Here is a 25,413-nt window from a genome sequence, read left to right as displayed (position 1 = left end):
TCGAGCTTCTTCTCAGAATACTCAAATGGCAATCCGCCAAATTCAGTACCGAGACTTGGATGCGGTCGATCAACTCTGTCCAAACCCCGCAGATACCGATCAGCCTGCTTGCTCAACGGTGCGCGAGAAGCCTCTGTCGATTCGACATTGGTATGGTCTGCTCAAACTCCTCAGCCTGTTTCCCAATCCCTTTCAAAATTCGCTTTGCGTCTATGTGGCAGAACTGGGTCAGCGTGTTCAAGGCATGATTCAGGTGTCGCCGTTTAACCGTACGGGTAGCACGTGGCGGGTTGATCGCGTCGCGGTTGCGCCCGCCTCAAAACCTGATAGCAATGAGGCTCAAACCGATACTCCAGTTCTGACCAAGATGGACGTAGGCTCCCTCTTGTTGCGCTATTGTCTGGAGCGAATTTGGCAAGCGCGAATCTGGATTTTAGAAATTGACATCAATGATCAAGCGGCGTTAGCGCTTTACCGACAAAACGGGTTTCAGCCCTTGGCGAATATGACCTACTGGTCGATTTCGGCAGAGCAGCTGCAAGAGTTGTCTGAGCGAGAGCCAGATTTGCCGAATCTACTGCCTGTCAGCAATGCAGACGCTCAGTTGCTCTATCAACTCGATACGATGGCAATGCCGCCCCTCGTGCGTCAGGTCTTTGATCGCCATATTCAAGATTTTAAAACGAGTCTGTTCGGTTCTCTGATTGATTGGGTGAGGCAATGGATCACTGGAACAGAGTGCGTGAGCGGTTACGTATTCGAGCCGCAGCGCAAAGCCGCGATCGGGTACTTTCAAGTCCGGTTGTGCCGCGATGGATCGCAGCCGCACAACGCGCAGTTAACAGTCAATCCTGCCTACACCTGGCTCTATCCTGAGCTGATGGCGCAAATGGCGCGCATTACACGAGAAGTGCCCGCTCAATCGCTGCAAATGGTGTCTCCAGACTATCAGCCCGAACGAGAAGATTATCTAGAGCTGATCGGAGCAAGCCGGATTGGACACACACTGCTGATGTCGCGCTCGGTGTGGCACAAAGTCCGAGAAACGAAATCGATCGCAGAAGGACTGCAGATCGCAGACATGCTGCAAGGCTTACAGCCTGCTCGAAAACCCGTTCCGGGTCGAATCTCAATGCTGAAGTCGGTGAAGCCGCTTCCGCCTCAGCCCAAGGAAGACTCTAAGGGCGCTGATCCTCATAGTGGCGATCGCTATTGCTAAATGGCAAAACTTTCAGCGCTAGGGCTAGATGTTGGTCGCAAACGAATTGGTGTCTCCGGCTGTGATGGAACCGGGCTGATTGCGACCGGATTGTTTACCATCGAGCGCAAATCGTTTGGGCAGGTAGTAGAGATTCTCCAGCAAACGATTCTCGAACGAGACGTTCAGCTTCTCGTTGTGGGTCTGCCCTATTCCATGAATGGCACGATCGGATCTCAGGCCAAAGAAGTCCAGAAGTTTGCCAAATCGCTGTCTAAGGCGCTGAATCTGCCCGTCGAGTACATGGATGAGCGCCTCACGAGCTATCAGGCAGAACAAATGATGCACGCCCAGCGAATCGCTCCATCGCGCAACAAAGGACTCATCGATCGCAAAGCCGCCGCCATCATTTTGCAACAATGGCTCGACCAGCGCCGCCAAGACTTGAAAAAGCACGAAACCGAGATATTAGAGAACTCAGGAAACAGCGGGATTCAAGTCTAATGCCTTATTTCTTCAATTAGAGATTACGAACTACAAATTCCAAAGTCATTCCGTGTCCATTTCACGAGATACTACTTTTTGGAAGACGAACCGCAACTTCGTTAGGAAACTCCAGAACTGCCAATGAATCGAGATAGAGAAAGTCCAATGGAAGACGACAGCTTAGATATGGATACCCCCACCGTCACCCTAACTGATGAAGCCGGACTCCAGTTGACCTGCTACATCGAGCATTCCTTGGACGTGGATGAACAGGAGTACGTCTTGCTACTGCCCGTTGACTCCCCCATCGAAATCTTTGCATGGGAAGAAAACGGTGACGAAGACGAAGCCGTCTTAGTCGAAGACCAGGAAACGCTGGATCAAGTCTTTGCGATCGCAAAAGCGGTTTTAGAAGAACAAAATCTAGCGCTCAAACGAACGGCTGTGGTTCTCACCGTAGAAGGCGACTTGCCCGATCTAGATGAAGACGAAGAGTGGGCAGGAGTCGAATCTGACTCAGATGACGAACAAGAAGAATTACAGTTGCTCGCCAGCTTTTGGCACGAAGAGCAAGAATTCGCCATTTATACTCCCCTTGACCCCTATTTCATCTTGGCAAGATTGGATGGTGACGGACAGCCCCAGCTCCTGTCTCAAGAAGAGTTAAAGAAAATTGAGCCGATGCTGCCAATGCTCGAAGATCAACTGTTTGACGAGATGGAATAGGCAATACAGCCCAAATTCAATGGGAGAAAAATCGCCAATCTGGGTCTTTTCTCCCTTTTTTGCTTATTAAAAGCTCTAATAAATGTTGACTAATAGGCAAAGACGATTAATATTTGTTTCTTGGCAAAGGCAATAGCTGATCCCCGAATTACAACATCGCTATGAAACTAGCCCAGCGCTTTGCATCGTTCTCTATTTTTCTCGTCTTGGTGTGCTCTGCCCTTGGTTTCTCGGCATGGCGAGCACAGGCATGGTGGAATCAGGCAAGTGCGCCGATTACGCCTGCGTCAGCGCCCGCTCAAAGCAAGCGGGTCATTATTCAAATTCCTCAAGGCACGACGGCTCAAGGCATTGGTCAAGAACTGGAAGCAGCAGGCTTAATCCGGTCGGCTAAGGCATGGGAACTGTGGTCGCGCTGGCTGGCGTGGAAGTATCCCGATGGGGGCTTTCAAGCTGGAAATTATGAGCTTTCGACCACCGAACCACTGCAATCGATCGCCGAAAAAATTTGGTCAGGTCAGGTTGCGCAACGCAGCTTCACCATTCCTGAAGGCTGGTCGGTCAAGCAGATGGCAAGTTATTTTGAGCAACAAGGATTCTTTCGAGGAGACGATTTTCGGGCCGCGGCGCGGCAAATTCCGGTAGACCGCTTTCCGTGGTTGCCCAAAGATGCGCCTCACTTAGAAGGATTCTTGTACCCCGATACTTATCAAATCGCCGCAGGAGATGTCATTACGCCTCAGCAGGTGATTGACCAAATGCTCAGCCGGTTTGAGCAGATTGCTCTGCCGATCTATAACCAAAATCGGGGTAACATGGCGTTATCTCTGGCTCAATGGGTGACGCTCTCTAGCATTGTAGAAAAGGAAGCCGTGATTCCGGGCGAGCGCCCTTTGATTGCTGGAGTGTTCTCCAATCGCCTGAAGCAAAACATGCCGTTAGGCTCTGATCCAACGGTGGAATACGCGCTAGGCGTCACACAAACACCTGAAAATCCGCTGACGTTGAGTCAAGTCGAGACCCAATCGCCGTACAACACATACATCAATGCAGGATTACCGCCGACCGCGATCGCGAGTCCTGGACTTGCCAGCCTCAAAGCAACTCTCAACCCAGAAGCAACCGATTATCTCTACTTTGTCGCTCGCTATGACGGCACTCACGTGTTTAGCAAAACCTTAGCAGAACACGAATCGGCTCAAGGCTCGATTCGAGATTCGGTCGATGCAAAGGTAAACCAAGCTCAAGAGAAGAGTCAAGAGCAGCCGTCTAGCCGCAAAAACTGAGGTGTCTGTGATCGTTAAGGTTTGGATTTGAGACAAATCCCTTTAAACTGGTAAGGAAGTAACCTGAAGTTGGATTGTTCGTAGCGTTCTTTATTGCGGACGATACTCTAGTTGCTTGTATTACTGAGTAGGATCTTTTGGACTGCCACTGGTTTTTGAGGTCTTGATCCAGTGCTTCCTTTTGTCCGAATCATCTTATCCTTTTGGCTGCATACCGACTATGTCTTGGGGCAAACTTCTTCAACCCGACTTATTCCTAGAAACCACAATTCTAGGACTGACTCCTGAACTGATTCAACGGAACCACTTGAAGGGTCTAGTTCTAGACGTTGATGAAACGCTTGTCCCAATTACTAGCGCAAAAGCTTCGGAAGAGTTGTTGCCTTGGGCAGAGCAAGTCAGACAAGTCACCCAACTTTGGTTGGTGAGCAACAACATTAAGGAGAACCGCATCAGCCGGATTGCTAAGGCATTAAATGTGCCCTACATTACCGGGGCCCGAAAACCCTCACGCCGCAAGCTCAGACGGGCTGTGGACGGAATGGGGCTGCGACCAGAGCAAGTCGGGATGGTAGGCGATCGCTTGTTTACCGATGTGTTAGCGGGGAACCGTTTAGGCATGTATACCATTCTGGTGAAACCGATGGTCGATCCCACGATCGAGACAGCGAGACGCTATCCAGTTCATACGTTTGAGTTTTGGCTATCTCAAGCCCTAGGAGCTACGCTAACGCCGCACAAGCCCTAAATCTTAAAAAATTATTAGAACTAATGAGTTCTTCACAAATTTCTGGCATCCTTGGTAAAGATAAATTTGAGCCAGCAAAAATAAAGGCTCGACTGATAAATCACTATGAATACTAGGCAAAGCGTCAACCTTGAAAAAGATTGGCGCTTTGTCCGTTGAGGAGCACATAGGAATTACCTCTCATCGAATCTGTTGCAGTTTGTCAGACAGAACTTGAGCATAGTTTTGACTTCCAAACTGACGGGCAAGTTCGACTGCTTTCTTGAGATCAGATCGAGCCGCTTCACGATCGCCGACCTCCTCGTAAGCGCGGGCACGGTATTCGTAGGACTTAACCGACTGAGGATTGAACCGAATCGAGGTCGAGAAGTCTTGAATTGCAGAGCGGTAGTTGCGTAGCCAGAAATAAGCGACACCGCGATCGAGATAAGGACGACCTTCGCCCTCAGGAGCTACTTTAGTCGCTTGAGTAAACGTTTCCACGGCCCCGAAATAGTCTTTGGCAGCAATCTTCTGATATCCTTTCTCGATCAGTTGCCAAACGGTTTCCCGCGTTCCCTGTAGTCCTTGGATTTGATTCAGCTCCAACAAATTCAATTCGCCTTGATAGATTTGCCGAGCCGTTTGGAGAACTTGCAGGGATGTACTTTTCTGAGCATCGGTCAGCGACTGCTGAAAATCGCCCAATCGCTGACGCACTAGCGCTAGCCCTGAATAAGCACTGGCAGAATTTGGATCAACGCGAAGAATTTGGTTATAGGTGGCGATCGCATTTTGCAAATCTCCTAACTGAATGTAAGCAAATCCTTTGCCACTATAGGCTTCCTTAAATTTTGGATCGATGCTAATGGCACGATTAAATTCGTCGATCGCACCCTTATAGAATTTAGCTCTAAGCTTTTGTAATCCCCGCTCAAAAAATACATGGCTGCTCTGAGTTTGCTCTTGAATTAAAACTGGTAAACTGGCTTGAGCCGCAGAGGGAAGCGATAGACCAAGCAGCAGCATGGCAACACTATGGCAAGCGACATGCCAAGCCAAACGAGATGCAGGAATTCCTTTCCTGCACAATAAAGAGGTTTTCATAAGTTCAATCTGAGTTTAGACGGCGACTATCGATTGAAAGCGCACCCCCTTCTCGCTATTTGCAACTCAATTAATGCGTTTAGACGCTCGCTAGAAATTACAAATAGAGAAGTTATGTAGTAGTGCCCAGTCAGCCGTCAAACGATCGCAGTAAAATCCACAGTATTTGTTGAGCAGTTATGTCCGTATGGACTTAGGCTTCGTCAAACTAGGGAAACCTTCGACCTGCTTCGCAAGGAGGGATGAAGAATGAGCGATGAAAAAACAATCAAGATTAGTTTTTGCATCATTGTCAAAAATGAAGAGGAACGGTTGCCACGCTGCTTGGAGAGCGTACGCAGCGCAGTAGACGAAATGATCGTGGTCGATACAGGATCGGGCGATCGCACCATCGATATTGCCAAAACATATGGTGCATCAGTCTATTCCTTCGAATGGTGCGACGACGTTTCGGCAGCTCGAAATGAGTCACTTCGACACGCTCAAGGGGATTGGATTCTAGTATTGGATGCAGATGAAGTCTTAGTTCCTGATATCATTCCTGCTCTAAAACAAGGAGTTCAGAGCGAGCACCATTTGGTGATTAATCTGTTGCGCCATGAGATAGGGACTGTCCAATCTCCTTACTCACTGCTGTCTCGGTTGTTTCGACGGCATCCTGACATCGAGTTCACCCGTCCCTACCACGCCATAATCGACGATCGCGTCAGCGAACTCCTACTCCGCGAACCTCATTGGCAAATTGGACATTTACCAAAAGTGGCAGTTTTACATGAAGGATATTGGTCTGATGGAATTGCAAGGCGAGATAAATTTAATCGAGCGCGTCACACGGTGGAGGGATTTCTAGCAACGCATCCGAATGATCCATATGCATGTAGTAAGCTAGGCGCGCTCTACGTCCAGATAGGAGAACGAGAAACAGGATTGGAGTTGCTGAGAAGAGGACTGCGATCGATTCATAGCGATGCCAAGGAAAATGCTCTCCACAACGCTTCAACGCTTTATGAGCTTCACTATCATTTAGGAAGCGCTTACGCTGAAGCACAGCACTTCAATCAAGCAGAGCAACACTACCAAGCCGCAATTCAGCAACCCATTCCTGCCAAACTGAAGCTAGGAGCAATCAACAATCTAGGAAATCTTCTCAAAGATAAAGGAGACTTGCATAACGCGGCAGCACTCTATCAGCAAGCGTTACGGGTCGATCCAACTTTTTCAGTCGGTTATCACAATTTAGGCGTGGCGCTCAAATCAATGGGGCAATTGGCTCCTGCGATCGCGCAATATCAACACGCGATCGCCCTGAATCAGGATTACGCAGAAGCTCATCAAAACCTCGGTGTCGCTCTGATGAAAGTAGGACAAGTGACAGAGAGCCTAGAGGCATTCCGACAGGCGATCACGCTCTATCAGCAGCAAGAGTCGTCGGAGGCTGAGCGGCTGAGGCAAGGTCTACATGCTATGGGCTTCCAGGTTTAACTCTTATCAAGAAACTATGCCGTCAGTTGAGCGTTCTGCTCTTCGGCTGAGTCGCTCTCGCTTTGGGCTTGAGCCGCCGCGATCGCGAGCTTTTCTTCCTGAACTTCCTTTTCCTGGAACAGCAGACCGATGAGATGCACGATCGCAAGCCCAGTGGCACCAACCGAAATTAGGTAGCTATGCAGGGTATAAAGATGTTCAACCGTAATGGTACTAACGGCCCCTCCAGTCAGGGCATCTCGCAATTGCGGACCAATCAAAGGCAAAGCTTCGATTGTGCCAAGCTCGATCCTAAAGCGCCAGAACCCAAGCTGATCCCAACTTAAAATCATCGCTGTCCAGCTTAGACCGATGGCTGACAAGGTCAGAAAAATTCCACTAATCCACGCAACAAGCCAACTGCGACGGAATCGCTCTCCAAGAAACATGACGACAATTTGAACCAAGGCAAGCACAATTAGAAGGTTGCCCGAAATGTTGTGCATCGTGTGAACAAGCCAACCGTAGGGAATGGTTTGGTCGATATCTTTCAAGGAGCTATAAGCCCCGCCTGCACTGGGCTGATAGTAGAATGCCAGTAAAATTCCAGATGTCACGCCGATTAGGGTCAGCGTCAAAATCGTAACCGCAAGAATTGTCGATAGCCGTCTGAGAAAAAATGCAGTGTTGCTCATAAGTCGTACACGATTTGTAAGGACTATGTGTACCTTCGTTAAGTTTTATCTTAACGTAATGTAAAGGTTTGTGAACTTCCTTGATTATTTCTTTACCTATCAGAGCGTGTCGTTCGGCAAGTAACCTCAGTAAGCCTGAATGATTACGAACCCTTCTTGACTCGCTGACCTCAATGTTATGTAACCTCAATGTTATGTAACAATGTATGAACTTTTAGGCTGGCTCAACTCCTCCTAAACGTAGACTTCGCTCCTTAATCCGCCTCAGAATTGCGAAGAAGGCTGGCCCATTGATGAACTACTTTAGGCGTTCCGTACCAGTCTCCAGGAGAGCGCGGTGAGTGCCAAACGTTTTCCAAGGTAATATTTTCTGCCCCGTCCAAATGAGCCGCCGCGATCGGGGTAATGCCATCACCCCAACAGTCGCCTCTGCCACCTGTCATTTGATAGCTGCTATACGCTAACCAACTTCCTGGGCGGCGCGCTCCAAACACCGCTTTCCCTGCCACACACAGGTAATGCACAGTTGGGTAGAATGCGCCTGGATAAGTGAGATTCACAAAGTTCAAATTTTTCAGCGTCCAGCGTTCGTAGCTCGTTTGGGGCGTGCCTAGTGTGACGAGATTCGCAACGTAGCGATGTGCGCTCCAGGCATAGATGCGCTCGTCCACCATGCCATGCACGTCATAGAGCTTTTCTCCCAAATAGATCCGGGCAATCCAACCGCCCGCTGAATGTCCAATTAAATTAATGCGTTCGACGCCGTACTGCTGCCTCACTTGCTGCACCGTTTGGTCTAATCGCTCCAGAATCGGCAGAATGGAGCGTCCTCCTAGCGTGGGGAACCAATCCCGCTTTCTGAGCGGCACGGTCACAGTGGGAAGCCCCATTTCAACCAGGGTTTGCTGCATTTGTTGGTAATCGATCGCGCCTGCAAGATAGCCCGGAAGAATAACACTCGGCAATGGCATAAAACTAAACGATGAAGATGCTTATAGAATCTTAAAGCACTGTTTCTGGATTTCTGATGGCGAATCAAGTAGGGACGTTATACGGCGTTGGTATTGGCACAGGCGATCCAGAATTAATTACGCTGAAAGGATTGCGAATTCTGCAGAGATCGCCGGTGGTGACGTTTCCAGCAGGCGTTGGGAATCAGCAAGGCACAGCAGAAGCGATCGTCGCGTCTTATCTCCGGGCAGAACAGATTCGAGTGTCGATCACGTTTCCCTACACTCAAGATGAAGCCGTTCTCTCGGAAGCATGGCAGGCGGGAGCCGCGCAGGTCTGGCACTACCTCAGTCAAGGACAAGACGTTGTGTTTGTCTCAGAAGGTGATGTGAGTTTCTACAGCACCTTCACCTATTTAGCTCAAACGCTGCAACGTCAGCATTCAGAGGTTAAGGTAGAAACAATTCCAGGGATCTGCTCTCCACTAGCGGCGGCGGCGGCGCTTGGCATTCCGCTGACCATTCGCCATCAAAAACTCGCCATTCTGCCTGCCCTCTACACCGTATCAGAATTAGAAACAGCGCTTCGGTGGGCGGAGGTTGTTGTTCTAATGAAAGTAAGCTCTGTTTATCCACAAGTGTGGAAAATTCTGGAGCAGCATCAGTTATTAGGGCGGAGTTATGTTGTTGAACGCGCGACGTCCCAACACCAAAAAATTCATTCGGACTTGATCAACTGTCCTACGTTAGAATTGCCTTACTTTTCCATCCTGATTATCCACGTCGAAGCATAACGTTGTCCTCCGACTCCGAATTACGCCTTACTCATTGCTATGTCTTCTGCTCTCTCTGCCTTCTTCCGTAATCTGCCAGAGAATATTCAGCAACCCTCGTCGATCGCACTTTTAGGATCGATCTCGGCTCATGCGTTCTTTTTCGCTTCCCTGCCTGCCTTCACCTCTTCTCAGGAAAATCAGACCGACCCCTTGCGGCGTGTAGATGTGGTTGAATTATCGCCAGAGCAACAAAGCCGCCTGCCAAAAATGGGCTCTTCGCTGGGTCTATCTCCTCTACAGCAACCGCCAAGTACCAAGCTGCAACCGCCTCAAAGTCAGACAACTCCTGTACCCAATAATCCGCTACTCTACGACATTCCTGGACTCAGCACGCCCGTCTTGCCCGATCCGCAAGCTCAATCCTCGGACTCAAACGCACTGCTGAGAAAATATATCGCTGAACAAAATGCAGCGATCGCGCGCCGACGCGAACAGTTAAAAGATCTCACGCCTAGCCAGACGCAACCAAAATCGGATACGCCTCAAACCCCCGATCCGCAATCGGAAGCGATCGCAAATGCGATTAACAATGCGCCAAATGCTCAAATTCCCTTTGTGAATCCTGACGATCCAAATGCAAACTTCAGGGTTAACGGACAGCCGCAACCTGAACAATCGTCTAGCCCAGCCCCATCCGGCCCGACTCCCGTCTCTCCGAGTGAAACCACGCCCCCATCTCCAACCGCCTCGACGCCTGCAACTCCTGCTCCTTCACCGACAGCAACGCCTTATGCCGCGAGACTTTTAGAAGAACAGCGCCAGCTATACGCCTACAACCAATCGGATACAGATGCTGATCCACGGTTTGCAAAATCTGGAGTCAAAGCACCCGATCAAAACTGGGTCACTTGGAAAACCGAGAATATTCAAGAAAAGCTCGATCGCAAGGAACTGGCCTTAGTCGAGCATCCGACTAAAGAGGAAGAGTTAGAAAAAGGCATTCCAGTGCTGCCTTACCCAATTTTTTTCGCAATTCCTCGGTTTCAGCAAAATACGATTGTGATTGCTGCCACCGTTGGAACCGATAAAAATTTAATAGGAGAGCCAGTCTTGCTTGGCAAGTCAGGATACGGCGCGTTAGATCGAGAAGCGATTCGCTACGTGAAAGAGCAAGTCAAAACCTATCCCGCTCCTGAGAAACCGACGGTTCACCGATTTGTGTTCAAATATGCGCCGCCAAAGAGTCAAGCAGTCAGCTAAGCAGGGGTTTGGCAAATCAGGAACTGCGCGTAGGGAACCCTCTGAGAGCCTAGCAGAGCGATCGCTCATTCGCGTTACACTAAAACCTAATGGTAGAGCGTAGAGTAATTATGCAGGTTCGAGCCTTGGTTGTGGTAGTAGTTTCGGCGCTGATGTGGATGCTGACGGGGCTGTTTCCCCCAGATGCGCTGGCGCTAACGCAGATTAAACTATCCGACTTGTCTTATCACGAGTGTTCGGCAGAGGTTGGAGCCGGAACTGTAACCAGCGGCACATCACAGGCGGCAAGCTGCTACATTGTGACCGGAACGGCAACCAACCCGACCGATAAACTGATTGTGAATGCAGATATCTTTGGGCGCATCTTCGATGCCAACAACGACTCTGTGATGCAAAACCGCACCCGTCTCGGATCGATTGAAGAAGTTCCGCCTGGTAAAAGTACGTTTGAGTTGAGAATCAGCGTCCCAGCAAATCAGCCTACTCCGCTTCAGCTCAAGCAATTTAAAGCGGCAGGATTTACGGGAACCGTAAGACGATAATCTGTTGCCCTCACCCTAGCTCTCTTCTATGGGAGAGAGCTAGGGTGAGGGCAAATTCTGATCGCAAGCTGCAAATTCATTCTTCTAAACCGAATCACGAACGGCATAATAGGTACGGTTCTGTCGCCCCGGAAATTATGAGTTTAGAAAAGCGTCGTTGGTTTCAAGTGGCAGTGCAACTTGAAGGATCGATTGTGCCTGACGTGTTGCCGCGATCGCTGTTCTGTGGGTTTTTCGGTTTGCTCATTACCGTGTTGTATTTTTATGGGCTTCCCGTTTCGCTTCCCTTTCTCGCGAGTTTAATTCCGAACATTGTCTTAGGTTTGCTTCTCGTGTTTCGCACCAACACTGCCTATGAGCGCTATTGGGAAGGGCGGAAATGTTGGGGAATGGTGGTGGTCAGCGTTAGAAATTTGGCGCGGCAGGTTTGGGTTGCGATCGCAGAACAAGGGGAGCAAGATCGAGCGGATAAATTAACAGCCCTGAATCTCCTCGTTGCGTTTGCAATTGCGACCAAATTTCATCTCAGACAAGAACCAATTGGTGCAGAATTAAAGAATTTTTTATCGGCTGAGCAATACACCAAACTGCAAAGTATGAACCATCCGCCGCTTGAAGTGGCGTTTTGGATCGGAGACTATTTGCAGTTGCAATATCAACGCGATCGCCTCAGCATTCATCAACTCACGGCGATGCACAAACTTGTAGATAGTTTGGTTGAAGCGTTGAGCGGCTGTGAGCGAATTCTCAAAACACCGATGCCATTAGCGTATGCGATTCATCTCAAGCAGTTACTGTTGCTGTATTGCCTCTCGCTGCCGTTTCAAATGGTGAAAGATCTAGTGTGGTGGACGGCTCCAGTTGTGGTTTTGATTAGTTTTACGCTGTTTGGTATTGAAGCGATCGGGATTGAAATTGAAAACCCGTTTGGGCGAGATAAAAATGATTTGCCATTAGATACGATTTGCGAAACCATGAGCCGGAACATTCAAGATCTTGTAAGTTTGCGACCCAGTATTTCAACGACGCGATCGATGGAATCCTAATGCGATCGCGCTTCCAATTAGCAACGTAGGCGTGAGCCAATCTCCATATCGGACATAGAGCGTTTGGGTTTGGCGTGGGTAAATGACGCCTGCATGAAGTTGGTATTGATGGGGCTGCGATCGCCACACAATCCGCCCGTGAGGATCAACAATGCCAGAGTAGCCTGTATTGGTGGCGCGAACCGTCCAGCGATCGGTTTCAATCGATCGCATTACATCATGGGCTTGATGCTGCTCCATTAAAACAGTGCTGTACGGATCTAAATTTGAGGCTGTAATTAAAAATCTCGCTCCGGTTGCCACTTGCGATCGAAACAACTGAGGAAAGGCGGATTCATAGCAAATCCCAACCGCAGCACGACCGAAGGAGGTCTCGAAGTGTTGGTCAATTCGCCCCGGCAGCATCGAAGATTTTACCGGAGATAGCCGACCGATCAGTTTGCCGATCGTCGATTCAAACGGAATGTATTCTCCGAGTGGAACCAGCTTCACTTTGTTAAATCGCCCAATCGTTTCGCCATCTGGTGCGACGGCAATCAAGCTTTGAGTGTAGTGACTTCCCTCGCTTACAAACGTCCCAATCCAAGCTGGAACGCGCTCCTCTAAAATGGCTTGGTAGACTGCATTTTGTTGATTGATGCCTTGCCAGAGAAACGGCAGCGATCCTTCAGGGGTGAGAACAACATCAACATTTTGAGCAACCAGATTTCGATATCCCGTAGAATAGCCGTCTAACGCTTTCTTCAATCCATCTTTGAATAATTTAATGCGAGTGGGTACATTGCCTTGAATAATGCCAACTTTAATCGCAGATGATTCATTAAGAGCATGGCTATACATCACAAATCCGACGACATGCAATCCTAGAAACAACGCGATCGCACTCGCAAATAGCAACCTGGGTTTTCCCCCAGTTCTTCCAATCCAAGCTTCTGTCAGCAATCCATTCACCGCTACGATCGCGGCACTCACCGTCATTGCTCCTGAAATCTGCCCTAAATGAAGAATCGCCAAATTATGAGGACTTTGCGTAAACGAGAGCGCTGTCCAGTCAAGCGGCGTCCATTGCCGAATCGTTTCTAACGCGCACCAAAGGGCTGTACCAACTAAAACTCGCAGACCCGATGGAATGCCCAATCGCCCCATCCATCGCATCCCCCACGTCCACAGGCAAACACACGCCGTTCCCCACAGGGTAATAAAACTCCACGCAAAGGCAACGATTGCTACACTCGCAACCCAAGGAATGCCCAACCACATCAGCGGATGCAAGCCCGTCAGCCAAAACAAAGTCGAGCCATGGTAAGCAATCCCCCACACGAGCGGAAGAACAAACGGGTGCACAGCGGACGGCAGCGGACGCAGCTTAACTTCTGTACCGCGTACCGACATCACCCACAACGGAATGAGAGCAACCCACGCGAATCCCCAGAGACCAAACGGAGCGGCGGCAAAACTCATTAACACGCCACTAAGGAGCGCGACGATTAGAGGAAACGCAATGCGCCAACGATGATCTTTCAAGATTTCCAATTGACTCTCTTAAATCGGCATACTGACCACTCTACCGAAATTGCGATCGCACGTGCGATTTGAAATTCTGCCAAGTTCAGAGCGGGACGCAAACCATTCTAATAGTCCACAAACTGACTGTGTACTCAAACCTAACCGTGTACTATGGAAAAACGGCTGAATCTACAACTATGAACCGTTCTTACACTGATTCTGAAACACTTCGTACACGCCTAATCGAGACGTATCAGAATGCATCAACGCTAGAAAAGCAGATGCTTCACCTGTTCTCGGTGATCTACGAACCTGTCAACAGAACAGCATTTCTAGAATGCTTTAACCGCACAGGGACAGTCGATGAGCAGGGTAAGCTACTCGGAGCCAGCACGCTGAGAACTCGGATCGAACGGTTGTTGAAAGCCAATCTACTGATTCAAGAACCGGGGCAAGGTCCGCAATGCCATCCGCTTATTGTTGAAATCGTCACCCGCGACGCGATCGCAGCAGGCACGTTTGAAACGTTAGTCGAATTGGTACAGCGGAGTTTTCCGGTTCGCGCCAGTTGGAAAGGCGGACCCCGCTCGTTTAGTAGCGAAGGTCAGTTTGTGCGAGAAGTGCGAATCGGCATCTATCGCGGCGATGTTGCCTACATTGAAAAGCAGGTTGAGGACTATCAAAAGTACAGCTACCGCTCGGACAGAATTTCGATGGACGAAATTTTTCAAGAGGTGTGCAACAATCCGTTTGATGCTGAGTGGGTTCGGACACTGCCTCAGCAGTTGTATGAAAGCGGATTGGCTAGCATTTTGGCGGTATCAGCACTTTACTGTGTTGAAGCAGATGAGCCGTTTGCTTTACTTCAGAGAGAATGTACAACTGACGGTGGACAAGGTTCGGACTTCTTTCGGCTCCTGCTAACCGAGCAGTTTTTGTTGCGGAATCGCCTCTCAGATGCTCAGCAAATGCTGGAGCAGATCCCAGACGATTACAGCGAAACCGCCAGTGTATTTTTGGGATGGCTCAGCTTTTTGCAGGGAGATAATGAGGGCGCGATCGCGCATTACACCTTTGCGCTCAAGTCGCTGAGAAAAGCCACTCGCAAGCGTCAGACGTTTTTCAACTCGATTGGGGGATTGTTCTTTGTCCTAGCGCTGCTAAAAGAAGGTTCCCCAGAACGGCTGCGCGAAGCGGAAGGCTATGCTCACCTGATCAGTCGCCATCAGCACTGGCTCGGAGCGACGTACGATCGCTTACATAGCGTGCTGAGACTTCAGCAGGGCGACCTGTCTCAAAAAGAATTTCTGAATCCGTCTGTGCCATTCCACACCGATGAGCATAGCCTAGAAACCTTGTTCAGCGCTCTATGCGTGTATTGGATGGATGCTGCGATCGCGAAGAAGCGCTTGCCAAACGTTTTAGAGCCACTCTATCAAGCTGCCAGAACTTCCGGCTACCACTGGATCGCTCTAGAAACGGCAGAACTGCTATCCCGGCTCAAACCTCGCAGCATTGATCAGACCGAGATAGCGGCATGGCGTCAAACCAACGAGACGCCGCTTGTGGATTTGGTGCGATCGCAAGAACCCTGGGAATTGTGCCTCAACGCGCTCACCAGTTTGCACAAAGAACCGTCAGCATCTAATCATGGTGCGGCGGGAAACCAGCGCTTGGTCTGGTTTATCACCTTCTATCCAAGCGGCTGTCTCATTCAACCCCGCGAACAAAAACAAAACGCCAATGGAACCTGGGGCAAAGGTCGCCCGATCGCGCTCAAACGGCTCAGCGTTAAACCGAGCGACTTTGAGTATCTTACTCCCCAAGATCTGCGCGTGTGCGCTCAAATCGAGTCCTACTACTCGGCAGGATACTACGGCAAAACCGACTATAAGTTTGGCGATCGCGCCATCGTCGAGTTAATTGGGCATCCCCTCGTGTTTTGGGAAGAGACGCCGACGATTCGGGTAGACATTGTCAAAGGCGAACCGGAACTGTTAGTCCGCAAAGGCAAGCAAGATCGGCTGATTCTGGAATTTTCTCCTCCAATTAAAGGCGATCGCGACATTTTGCTGATCAAAGAGACGCCGACCCGGATTAAAGTCATCGAAATTGAACCCGAACATCGCCGTATTGCCGATATTATTGGCAAGCAAAATCGGCTGGAAGTGCCCACGGCAGCAAAAGAGCGCGTCTTGGCGGCTATCAATGCCGTGTCTGGCATCGTCACCGTACAGTCTGACATCGGCGGCGGCGTAGCGAATGCCGAAGAAGTGCCAGCAGATTCTCAGCCGCACATTCATCTTTTACCTGCAGGTCAAGGGCTAAAAGTAGCGGTGCTGTCCCGTCCGTTTGCGGTGGGAGGCTCTTACTACCAACCGGGAGCAGGCGGCGCGATGGTGGTGGCCGAAATTGATGGCAAGCGCCTGCAAACGACTCGCAACTTAAAAGAAGAAAAAGAGCGAGCAGAAGCCGCGATCGCGGCGTGTCCGATTCTGCGCGATCAGCCCGAAGAAGATGGCGAATGGCTCATTGAAGAGCCGGAAGAGTGTTTAGAGTTGCTCGTTGACCTGCAAGAAATCGCCGACACGGTTGAGATCGAATGGCCTGAAGGCGAAAAGCTGCGGGTGGCTCATCAAGCCGGACTGGGTGATTTTCATTTAGCGATTCAGCGTCAAAACGATTGGTTTTCAGCCAGTGGTGAACTGAAACTGAACCATGATTTGGTGCTGAACATGCAGCAGTTAATGGAACTCCTCAACCAGAGCAATAGCCGCTTTGTGCCGCTTGGAGACGGTCAATTTCTAGCGCTGACGCAATCGTTTCGCAAACGCTTAGATGAATTGCGAACTTACGCCGAAAAACACGGTAAGGGAATGCGATTTCATCCACTTGCGTCAATGGCACTAGAAGAATTTGTCGATGAAGTGGGCGATCTAAAAGCAGATAAACATTGGAAAGAGCATGTTAAGCGCCTGAAGGAGATGGAAACCCTACAGCCGAAAGTGCCCTCCACGCTTCAGACTGAGCTACGCGACTATCAAGTTGATGGATTTAACTGGCTATCCCGGTTAGCTCATTGGGGCGTAGGGGCATGCCTGGCCGACGATATGGGATTGGGCAAAACCTTACAGGCGTTGGCTTTGATTCTGACGCGTGCGCCCAACGGAGCCACTCTGATTCTCGCGCCCACGTCGGTTTGTCTGAATTGGATCAGCGAAGCCCAACGCTTTGCCCCCACACTCAACATTCTGCAATTGGGGAGCGGCAACCGCCAAGCGCTGCTTGACCAGCTTCAGCCCTTCGATATGGTGATTTGTAGCTATGGCTTGCTTCAGCAGGACGACGTAGCAGAAATGCTAGCTAAGGTGCAGTGGCAGACGATTGTATTAGATGAAGCACAAGCAATTAAAAATAGTGCAACCAAGCGATCGCAAGCCGCGATGAACCTGCAAGGCAACTTTAAGCTGATCACGACTGGAACCCCGATCGAGAATCATTTGGGAGAACTATGGAATCTGTTTCGCTTCATTAATCCCGGTTTACTGGGTTCTATGGAGCGGTTTAACGAACGATTTGCGATTCCGATCGAGCGATATCAAGACAAGCAAGCTAGCGCTCAACTCAGAAAACTGATTCAACCCTTTCTCTTGCGCCGTACCAAAACTCAAGTGCTGGCAGAACTGCCCTCGCGCACCGAAATTCCGCTCTACGTGGATCTGAGCCAAGAAGAACGAGCGATGTACGAAGCCTTGAGGCGAGACGCGATCGCGAAACTCTCGAACAGTGACGCGACCGCAGGCGCTAAGCATCTGCAAGTCCTGGCTGAGATCATGAAACTGCGTCGCCTGTGCTGTAATCCCAGTTTGGTGATGCCCGGTGTCCCGCTCAATAGCTCAAAACTCGCGCTCTTTGGCGGAGTCCTAGACGAATTATTAGAAAATCATCACAAAACGCTGGTGTTTAGTCAGTTTGTCGATCACCTGCACATCATTCGAGACTACTTAGATGAGCGAGGAATTGCTTACCAATATCTCGACGGCAGCACCCCGGCTAAGGATCGCAAAAAACGAGTCGATGCCTTCCAAGCGGGAGACGGGGATGTGTTTCTGATTAGCCTTAAGGCAGGCGGAACCGGACTCAATCTCACCGCCGCAGATTATGTAATTCATATGGATCCGTGGTGGAATCCAGCTGTGGAAGATCAAGCCAGCGATCGCGCCCATCGCATCGGTCAACAGCGCCCCGTGACCATCTATCGCCTCATCACCAAAGATACGATCGAAGAAAAAATTGTGGAGTTGCATCAGCACAAGCGGGACTTAGCGGATAGTCTGCTGGAAGGGACAGAGGCAAGCGGCAAGATTTCCACTGATGAACTCCTAAAATTAATCCAGATGAGTTAGTCCCCTCAACTCCCCTAGCGAGCTAAGATAAAAATTGGTTTGTTGAGCTAAAAGGGATGCCGAGCGTGCTGAAAGCCCTGATTGCTGATTTCAAGATCATTTTTGAGCGTGACCCTGCCGCCCGCAACTGGCTAGAGGTCTTATTCTGCTATCCAGGACTGCAAGCATTGATGTTTCATCGGTTTGCCCATTGGCTACGAGCCTTGGGGCTGCCCTTTGTGCCTCGGTTTGTTTCCCATCTTGCCCGGTTCTTCACCGGAATTGAGATTCACCCAGGGGCAACGATCGGGGAAGGCGTGTTTATCGATCACGGCATGGGTGTTGTGATCGGAGAAACCGCGATCGTCGGGGATTACGCGCTGATCTATCAAGGCGTTACCCTCGGCGGAACGGGTAAAGAATGCGGCAAACGCCACCCGACCTTAGGCGAAAATGTTGTCGTCGGGGCAGGGGCAAAGGTGTTAGGAAACCTTCAAATCGGTAACAATGTCCGAATTGGTGCGGGTTCTGTAGTGCTACGCGATGTGCCATCCGATTGTACCGTAGTCGGCATTCCAGGACGAATTGTGTATCGCGCCGGAGAACGAGTTGATCCCCTAGAGCATGGACGGCTGCCAGATTCTGAAGCGCAAGTGATTCGGGCACTCGTCGATCGGATCGAATCGTTAGAGCAGCAGCTTGAGATGGTGCAATCTCGTCAATTGTTAGCGGCAAGTTATGCGATGGCGGCGGTCGATCCAGAAGCTTTTTCTGAGAAGTTGCGCTCTGCGCTAATCGCACAAGCCATCACCGAATCTTGCAATGCGAAAAAAGCAGAGCTAGATTCGTTGTCTAACCGTCACTCGTCCGACAGTTGCCGAATCAGCGACCATATTATTGACGAATTCCTAGATGGTGCAGGCATCTAATGGGATTTCTGCATTGTGATGGGCTGCGTTAATTCTGCCCTCACTTGCAATAGGGAGACGGTAGGTTTAGTGTCTCCCTATTGCAATTTTTATTTAGGCTATGGGTTAACTGCCTCGACGTTCCACTCTCCATCATCACTACGATGATAGATAGATCGATTCTGTGGATCGCCTCGCAATTCCAGATGATCAACCCGGATTGGTTCTAGTAGCAACAAACAGAAATTAGACAACGGCTCAACTTCATTGGGAGACGGAGGAGAAAATGCTGTTGCGTCTGCTCTTGGCTTGCCTGAATCGGCCCACGCAAACTGGATTCTTGACTGATCCGATAAATCTTGCCACATTCGTTGACGGACGTTCCGAAGGCTTTCATCGGGTTCTGTGTCTCGAATCAAGTCTAGCGTTCCGGTGAGCCGAAATTGCTCGCGAGTTGTAGGAAAATACCAGCACAATTCTGCCCACTGAAACTGCACAATTTGCTCCAATTTTTCGCTGCGAGCATCGGTGATGAATTTTAATTGGTCGGTATCCTCTAAAAATCCGCGAAACACGATCGTTCGATTGGCAGGTTTCCCATCAAGGCGAACAGTTGCGAGTTGAGCATAGCGAGCGTAGGGCAAAGAGTGATTGCGATGTAATGCGTGAGCAAGGTGCGATCGCCAAGGAGCTAAAGACATAGTGAAAGCAGAAGACGGGTGAAGGCAAGTAAACAGAGCGAAGCTGATTTGATTAGCTAATTTGATTAGAAGTCTATCGGTCTACAGTGTCGCACGTCTCATTCTATTCACCACTTGAATCGCGGGCGTTGACCTTTGGATTGCGGATAGCTATGCGATCGCTCTCACCTTCTTCAGGGCTACCATGCGATTCTGCTGAGCGACCGGATCATCGGGCTTGAGCGCCAGCCCTCGATCATAGCTTTCTACTGCTTCCGCAAATCGTCCTAGACTCACCAAAGCTCCGCCCCGATTGTTCCAGGCACGAAAATCGCTCGGTCGCAGTTCTAGCGCTCGGTCATAACTCGCGATCGCGCCTTCTAGCTGTCCCGCCAGTTTGAGTGCTACGCCCCGGTTATACCAGGCTTCGTAGTAATTGGGCTGAAGCTGAACGGCTCGGTCAAAACTCGCGATCGCTCGGTCTAACTCACCCGATTTTAAGTAAGACGCGCCCTGGTGATACCATCCACCCGGATGAGTTGGGCTGAATTCGAGCGTTTTTTGAAAGGAGAGAAGCGCCGCTTCATGACGGTTCAGTTGCTTTAAGGCAAGCCCGCGATAGAGCCAAATCTCAGCCGCCTGCGGATCGAGTTCCAACACGTTGTCATAACTCGCGATCGCGGCTTCATAGTCACCGACGCACAGCAGCGCATGTCCGCGACCAATCAGCGCCTCTGAATAATCCGTCCGGAGTGCGATCGCTTGATTGAAATGGGTGATTGCGCCCTCAAACCGTCGAGTCACGTAGAGCGATATGCCCTGCATATACCAGGCATCCGCAAATTCAGGCGTCTCTTCTAGCGCTTTACCAAAGTAGGGAATCGCATCTTCGTAACAGTGAACCTTATAGAGCGTGAGTCCTTGGCTGTACTGAGCGTTTGGATAACTCGGCTGAAGCTCAATGACTTTGTTAAATCCTCGCAGCGCCAAGTCGTGATGTCCGGCGACAAAGGCCACCCATGCCCAACTGTAGTGAAAATAAGTCGATGCCGGAAACTGCGCGATCGCGCTCTCAAAACAAGCGATCGCAGCTTCATGCTGTCTTAGGCTCACCAGCGCATTTCCCTTTTCGCTGAGGGCATCAAAATGATTGGGCTGGAGTGCCAGCGCTTGATCAAAATACGCGATCGCGGTGGCATAGTCCCCAACTTTACTAAACTCCAACCCTTTTTGAAACAAGCTGTTAGCCGTGCCACTTTCAGTCTGAGCCATAGGTGTGATGTGATTGTAGTTAAGGGAAGGGACGCCTTTGGCAACGCTTTGCACGGGAAAACCATATCCCCCACTGGAGTTGATGGGGCGAACTACTAGGTAAAGTGCCCAAATTCTGGCGACTGACTACTATCTCTGCATTGCTGACTAATTAATGGTGTACTGAATCGAATTCAGCCTCTCTGGCGCTACGAATGGCAGAGTTTAGCCGACGCAGATAACCGATAAGCTCCTCTCTCGTTCAGCTCTAATGCTGTGTTGGGCTGCTTGACTACCCTTCCGATTCTGCTGTTACAAAATCTTTTCCATGAATATAGTGCATGGACTATCGTTGTATCGTTCAATAAAGTAAAAACCAAGTTTTCTATAGAGTTTGAGTGCTTCTGATTGCCGCTCATTGTTAACCAAATCAAGTCTGATTTTCCTATACTTTTCTTGCCGTGCAAAATTGAAGAGCATTTGAGCCATCTTCCAGCCAAGTCCCAGTCCTCGATACTCTTTTAGAAACCACATTCGCTTGAGTTCAGAGACTTCATCATTGAGTCGTCGAATTGCCCCAGTACCTACAACTTGTTCATTATCGACCAAGACCAAAAACGTACCATAATTGTCGAAATAGTGCGATCGCACATTCTCAATATCAGACATCGAATCATAGCGCCTCAAATCCTCCTCAGTCAGTACGCCTTGCCAGATCTCTAGGCAAACTGCCGTAACAATTTGCTTGGCTTGTTCGATCTGATGCTGCTGAATTGGTCTAATCTCAACCACTGGCTTTGCTGTACATCAAAGTTTTGAAGAAGTTATTCCAGTACGGAATTATCCTCTTGATTTGACAGAAACCTGAAGAACTTGGTTTAATTTGCCGCTCTGATATCCTTCTAAATCCAGCGTTACATATAGAAATCCGTAAGCTTTGAAGGTATCTATCAGCGTTGGTAAGTCAGTTTGCAGCACAAACTCTTTCACCTGGTCAGGCAGTACTTCAATTCGAGCGGTGTCTCCTTCCGATCGCACGCGAATATTCTTCCAACCCAGCCTTCTTAAATACACCTCGGCTCGACCAACGCGCTGAAGCTTGGGGATCGTAATCTCCTCGCCATACGGAAACCGGGAGCTAAGACACGGCTGAGCAGGCTTGTCCCAGTAGGGTAGTCCCAAATATTTAGCCATCTCCCGGACTTCAGCTTTCGTCACGCCCACTTCGGCCAAGGGCGATCGTGCGCCTCGCTCTTTTGCGGCTTGAATGCCCGGTCGATAATCATGCAAATCATCCGCATTGACCCCATCGACGACATAAGGATAGCCCCACTCCAACGCTAGAGGTTTTAGCGTGTCATGCAATTCGCTTTTACAGAAATAGCAGCGATTGACCGGATTTGAGGCGTAATTCGGATTTTCTAATTCATAAGTTTGAACAATCTTATGAGTGATGCCGATCTGAGCCGCCTGAGTGATAGCCTCTTCAAGATCTTCAGGCAGAAGCGAGGGAGATTCGGCCGTGAGCGCGATCGCGCCGTCTCCCAACACGTCATGGGCGATCTTCGCAACTAACGCACTGTCAATGCCGCCAGAATAGGCAATTAGCGCTTTGTCCAGATCAGCAAATAACGCTTTCAGTTGGTCGAGTTTTTGCAGCATGAGGGTCAGCATAGACAGCAACGATATCTAAGGTAGCGCAGAAAAAAGCCGCGATCGCTCTGTAAGGTTCAGAGCCTCGCGGCGGAAGAAATTCCAAATTTAGTAATTTGGCAGTTGAGCCTTATTCGTCGTAAATGCGGCACTCAGCCGCATCGGGATTGTCATCGCAGTATTGCTCCAAAGAGTTTTTGGGCTTAACTTGGCGCTTGTGAGATGCTTCAGCCTGGAGTTCTTCCACAGCATCCCAAGCCGCCGCACACTCACCTGATGATGCGCCGCTTAGGTCGCATACCGAACGCGCATTATCACGCTCTTCTTCAATTTTCTTTTCGATATCGTTAATCGTCATAGGTCCTCATCCTTTGTTGAAGGGAAGCTAGCTTGAATCCTAAAAGAATTCGAGAGAGTAGGTCATCGTGACCTCAACGGCTACCCACCTAAAATCACTATTTCTGTGATACACGAGGTTGACTATACTTCTCCAAAACCAACCCTAAACTCTTAAGATTCGAGGATCTGTAAGTCAGGCAACCGTCTTGCTGATTAAGATTTGAATCACGATTGTTACTCTATATTAACCTGATTCACCATCAACCTGATTTACCTACCTTCATTGACAGTAGATTGACAGTAGCCTTCAATCCCTTCATCAATAAGAGACGTAAATTAGTAAATTAAGAGACCTACCAATTAGTCTGTACTCCTGCCCTTCTTGCCCATTCATAACTAACGTGGTTTAGTACACTAGATCATGACGAGCGCAACCTCCTCACAGCCTCTCGTCCACCGTTAGCGGAAATAAAGATCATGTCATCAAGCTCCGACTCCATGAAGTGGGCAAGCGCCTTGTCAACTCGTCCTTTTCTAGAGGCAGCCGTTGAAGAGGTTACAGTGCAAGCCCAAGCAACCTTACAGGCAGAGGCGAATTTAGGATTTATTTTTATTTCCTCCGCGTTTGCCAGTGAGTATTCCCGGCTGCTGCCGTTGCTGCAAGAGAAGCTTCCGGGGGTGCCTCTAGTGGGATGTAGTGGTGGCGGCGTAATTGGGGTGACCTCGCGAGATAAAGTGCTAGAAGTTGAGGGGGAGCCTGCGTTGGGGCTGACATTGGCGTACTTGCCGGATGTGCAGGTGAAGCCCTTTCACATTATTGGCGATGAACTGCCTGATCTCGATGGTTCGCCTCAGGCATGGGCAGAGTTAATTGGGGTGGCGATTGCAGATCAGCCGCAGCTTGTTTTATTTGCTGATCCGTTTTCGGCTCGAATCAATGACCTGCTTCAAGGGTTAGATTACGCTTACCCCGCAGCGGCCAAGATTGGGGGCTTGGCGAGTTCTGGGATGATGGGTGGGTCGTCTGGCCTATTTTGTGACAATCGGTTTTACCGGGAAGGTACAGTCGGCGTTGCCTTGAGCGGAAATATTGCGATCGATACGATCGTGGCGCAGGGATGTCGCCCTATTGGTCAGCCCTACTGGGTGACCGAAGGAGAACGGCATATCATTTTGGCGCTCAAGGAAGATGATGGGTCAGGGGATGTCACCGTGTCTTGCCCTGTGAGCCGATCCCCATTAGAACTCTTGCAGGGCTTGATTCAGAGCTTAGACGAAGACGATCGCCAGTTAGCTACACAAGAAAATCGGATTTTTGTCGGGATCGCTCAGAATGAGTTTAAGCAAACGCTCGATCAGGGAGATTTTCTAATTCGGACGCTCATGGGCGTTGATCCTCGGCTAGGCGCGATCGCGATTGGCGATCGCATTCGTCCGGGACAACGGATTCAGTTTCACCTGCGCGATTCGGAAACGTCGGCAGACGATTTAGAAATGCTGCTAGAGCGCTATCAGCAAACGGTGCCATCCAATCCATCCCCTGCGGCAGCGCTGATGTTTGCCTGTTTAGGACGGGGGGAAGCTCTCTACGGAGAACCGAATTTCGACTCGCAACTGTTTCATGAGTATGTGAACAGCGTGCCAGTCAGTGGATTTTTCTGCAATGGCGAAATTGGGCCTGTTGGAAGCAGCACCTTTCTGCACGGCTACACCTCGGTGTTTGGCATTTGTCGAGCAAAAGAGTGAACCGACAGATAGAATTTAGATCTTTCACTGACATTATCTATGGCGCTTGTCCGAGTTCGTGAGCATGTTAATCCCCTCAGCCGAAAGTACCAAAATCCAGTCGCTATGCCCGACTGGGGTCAAGTGTATGGAAATGCAAGCCAGCCGTTGCACTTAGATATTGGATGTGCGCGAGGAAAATTTGTGCTAGAAATGGCGCAACGTGAACCAAACTGGAATTTTTTAGGGTTAGAAATTCGAGAGCCGTTGGTACATCAAGCGCTTGCAAGTCGCGATGCACTAGGGTTACAAAATCTACATTATTTGTTCTGCAACATTAATACGTCGATTTGTCCGCTCTTGGCATCGCTGGAGCCTAGAACCTTAAGCCGTATCAGCATCCAGTTTCCTGATCCGTGGTTTAAGCGCAAGCATCAGAAACGCCGAGTCGTGCAGCCAGAAATCGTCGATCAACTCTCGAAGTATTTAATTTCAGGTGGCACAGTCTTCGTACAATCTGATGTGCTAGATGTGGCACAAGAAATGGTTGATCGGTTTTCTGAGCATCCTGCCTTTTCACGTCAACACTCAGATTGGTTGCCAAACAATCCGTTTGAAGTTCCAACCGAGCGGGAGGTAGGAGTTTTGTCTCTTAACAATCCGGTTTATCGGGCTGTCTTTCAGAAGCACGGGGGTAACGTCTAGC

23 protein-coding genes are annotated in these 25,413 nt (G+C 49.7%); 14 read left to right on the top strand and 9 right to left on the bottom strand.

Annotated features, from left to right (window positions below; translation table 11 throughout):
- Window positions 1–25 precede the first annotated feature (25 nt).
- The 5 genes from AC5I6P_RS21385 to AC5I6P_RS21365 all read left to right on the top strand — a co-directional run bounded on the left by AC5I6P_RS21385 (window position 26) and on the right by AC5I6P_RS21365 (window position 4,444).
- Window positions 26–1,219, top strand: coding sequence for a GNAT family N-acetyltransferase (locus AC5I6P_RS21385; protein ID WP_495695786.1), 1,194 nt, complete (start codon window positions 26–28; stop codon window positions 1,217–1,219).
- Window positions 1,220–1,702, top strand: coding sequence for a Holliday junction resolvase RuvX (gene ruvX / locus AC5I6P_RS21380; RefSeq protein ID WP_495695785.1), 483 nt, complete (start codon window positions 1,220–1,222; stop codon window positions 1,700–1,702).
- Between the two features lie 147 nt (window positions 1,703–1,849).
- The gene (locus tag AC5I6P_RS21375) at window positions 1,850–2,410 is read left to right on the top strand and encodes a DUF3727 domain-containing protein (RefSeq protein WP_495695784.1); all 561 of its coding nucleotides are present in this window, start codon (window positions 1,850–1,852) and stop codon (window positions 2,408–2,410) included.
- Window positions 2,411–2,571: 161 nt separating this feature from the next.
- Window positions 2,572–3,696, top strand: coding sequence for an endolytic transglycosylase MltG (gene mltG / locus AC5I6P_RS21370; RefSeq protein ID WP_495695783.1), 1,125 nt, complete (start codon window positions 2,572–2,574; stop codon window positions 3,694–3,696).
- Window positions 3,697–3,916: 220 nt separating this feature from the next.
- Complete coding sequence (locus AC5I6P_RS21365) at window positions 3,917–4,444, top strand: YqeG family HAD IIIA-type phosphatase (protein ID WP_495695782.1); 528 nt, start codon at window positions 3,917–3,919, stop codon at window positions 4,442–4,444.
- Between the two features lie 180 nt (window positions 4,445–4,624).
- On the opposite strand, the gene AC5I6P_RS21360 is transcribed toward AC5I6P_RS21365, so the two are convergent.
- Window positions 4,625–5,530, bottom strand: a complete 906-nt coding sequence (locus tag AC5I6P_RS21360; protein WP_495695781.1) for a tetratricopeptide repeat protein — start codon at window positions 5,528–5,530, stop codon at window positions 4,625–4,627.
- Between the two features lie 249 nt (window positions 5,531–5,779).
- Here AC5I6P_RS21360 and AC5I6P_RS21355 point away from each other — a divergent pair, with 249 nt between their 5' ends.
- Entirely contained in the window at window positions 5,780–7,012 is a 1,233-nt protein-coding gene (locus AC5I6P_RS21355; protein ID WP_495695780.1) for a glycosyltransferase family 2 protein, read from the top strand.
- A gap of 14 nt (window positions 7,013–7,026) precedes the next feature.
- Here AC5I6P_RS21355 and AC5I6P_RS21350 read toward each other — a convergent pair whose 3' ends face one another.
- A complete protein-coding gene (locus tag AC5I6P_RS21350) occupies window positions 7,027–7,686 on the bottom strand; it encodes a cytochrome b N-terminal domain-containing protein (protein WP_495695779.1) in 660 nt (219 codons plus the stop codon).
- Window positions 7,687–7,940: 254 nt separating this feature from the next.
- Window positions 7,941–8,657, bottom strand: a complete 717-nt coding sequence (locus tag AC5I6P_RS21345) for an esterase/lipase family protein (RefSeq protein WP_495695778.1) — start codon at window positions 8,655–8,657, stop codon at window positions 7,941–7,943.
- A gap of 56 nt (window positions 8,658–8,713) precedes the next feature.
- Here AC5I6P_RS21345 and AC5I6P_RS21340 point away from each other — a divergent pair, with 56 nt between their 5' ends.
- From AC5I6P_RS21340 to AC5I6P_RS21325, 4 genes are all read left to right on the top strand, one after another.
- Window positions 8,714–9,430, top strand: a complete 717-nt coding sequence (locus AC5I6P_RS21340) for a precorrin-2 C(20)-methyltransferase (RefSeq protein WP_495695777.1) — start codon at window positions 8,714–8,716, stop codon at window positions 9,428–9,430.
- Between the two features lie 39 nt (window positions 9,431–9,469).
- Window positions 9,470–10,672, top strand: a complete 1,203-nt coding sequence (locus AC5I6P_RS21335) for a hypothetical protein (RefSeq protein WP_495695776.1) — start codon at window positions 9,470–9,472, stop codon at window positions 10,670–10,672.
- 89 nt (window positions 10,673–10,761) lie between these two features.
- Window positions 10,762–11,214, top strand: a complete 453-nt coding sequence (locus AC5I6P_RS21330) for a hypothetical protein (RefSeq protein WP_495695775.1) — start codon at window positions 10,762–10,764, stop codon at window positions 11,212–11,214.
- A gap of 44 nt (window positions 11,215–11,258) precedes the next feature.
- Window positions 11,259–12,260 carry a bestrophin family protein gene (locus AC5I6P_RS21325; protein WP_495695774.1) on the top strand — a complete coding sequence of 334 codons (1,002 nt, stop codon included), beginning with the start codon at window positions 11,259–11,261 and terminating at the stop codon, window positions 12,258–12,260.
- Here AC5I6P_RS21325 and lnt read toward each other — a convergent pair.
- Window positions 12,234–13,784 (bottom strand): apolipoprotein N-acyltransferase, encoded by a 1,551-nt coding sequence (gene lnt, locus AC5I6P_RS21320; RefSeq protein ID WP_495695773.1) that lies wholly within the window; start codon window positions 13,782–13,784, stop codon window positions 12,234–12,236. The genes AC5I6P_RS21325 and lnt overlap by 27 nt on opposite strands.
- 179 nt (window positions 13,785–13,963) lie before the next feature.
- Here lnt and AC5I6P_RS21315 point away from each other — a divergent pair, with 179 nt between their 5' ends.
- Together AC5I6P_RS21315 and cysE are read left to right on the top strand one after the other, a co-directional pair.
- Window positions 13,964–18,172 (top strand): DEAD/DEAH box helicase, encoded by a 4,209-nt coding sequence (locus tag AC5I6P_RS21315; RefSeq protein ID WP_495695772.1) that lies wholly within the window; start codon window positions 13,964–13,966, stop codon window positions 18,170–18,172.
- 65 nt (window positions 18,173–18,237) lie between these two features.
- Entirely contained in the window at window positions 18,238–19,080 is an 843-nt protein-coding gene (cysE, locus tag AC5I6P_RS21310) for a serine O-acetyltransferase (protein WP_495695809.1), read from the top strand.
- Window positions 19,081–19,178: 98 nt separating this feature from the next.
- On the opposite strand, the gene AC5I6P_RS21305 is transcribed toward cysE, so the two are convergent.
- The 5 genes from AC5I6P_RS21305 to AC5I6P_RS21285 all read right to left on the bottom strand — a co-directional run bounded on the left by AC5I6P_RS21305 (window position 19,179) and on the right by AC5I6P_RS21285 (window position 23,001).
- Window positions 19,179–19,760, bottom strand: coding sequence for an Npun_F5749 family FMN-dependent PPOX-type flavoprotein (locus tag AC5I6P_RS21305; protein WP_495695771.1), 582 nt, complete (start codon window positions 19,758–19,760; stop codon window positions 19,179–19,181).
- Window positions 19,761–19,910: 150 nt separating this feature from the next.
- Window positions 19,911–21,011: a tetratricopeptide repeat protein gene (locus AC5I6P_RS21300; RefSeq protein WP_495695770.1), complete on the bottom strand. Its 1,101-nt coding sequence runs from the start codon at window positions 21,009–21,011 to the stop codon at window positions 19,911–19,913.
- Between the two features lie 291 nt (window positions 21,012–21,302).
- Window positions 21,303–21,782 (bottom strand): GNAT family N-acetyltransferase, encoded by a 480-nt coding sequence (locus tag AC5I6P_RS21295; protein WP_495695769.1) that lies wholly within the window; start codon window positions 21,780–21,782, stop codon window positions 21,303–21,305.
- Between the two features lie 48 nt (window positions 21,783–21,830).
- Window positions 21,831–22,664 (bottom strand): ATP-dependent sacrificial sulfur transferase LarE, encoded by an 834-nt coding sequence (gene larE, locus AC5I6P_RS21290; RefSeq protein WP_495695768.1) that lies wholly within the window; start codon window positions 22,662–22,664, stop codon window positions 21,831–21,833.
- A gap of 109 nt (window positions 22,665–22,773) precedes the next feature.
- Complete coding sequence (locus tag AC5I6P_RS21285; RefSeq protein WP_495695767.1) at window positions 22,774–23,001, bottom strand: Calvin cycle protein CP12; 228 nt, start codon at window positions 22,999–23,001, stop codon at window positions 22,774–22,776.
- Between the two features lie 458 nt (window positions 23,002–23,459).
- Between AC5I6P_RS21285 and AC5I6P_RS21280 the strand changes: the two genes are divergently transcribed.
- Both AC5I6P_RS21280 and trmB read left to right on the top strand, forming a co-directional pair.
- Complete coding sequence (locus AC5I6P_RS21280; RefSeq protein ID WP_495695766.1) at window positions 23,460–24,728, top strand: FIST signal transduction protein; 1,269 nt, start codon at window positions 23,460–23,462, stop codon at window positions 24,726–24,728.
- 39 nt (window positions 24,729–24,767) lie between these two features.
- Window positions 24,768–25,412 (top strand): tRNA (guanosine(46)-N7)-methyltransferase TrmB, encoded by a 645-nt coding sequence (gene trmB, locus AC5I6P_RS21275; RefSeq protein WP_495695765.1) that lies wholly within the window; start codon window positions 24,768–24,770, stop codon window positions 25,410–25,412.
- Window position 25,413 lies beyond the last annotated feature (1 nt).

Source organism: Myxacorys sp. (genome assembly GCF_059501405.1).
This window is presented reverse-complemented; position numbering and strand designations above follow the sequence as displayed.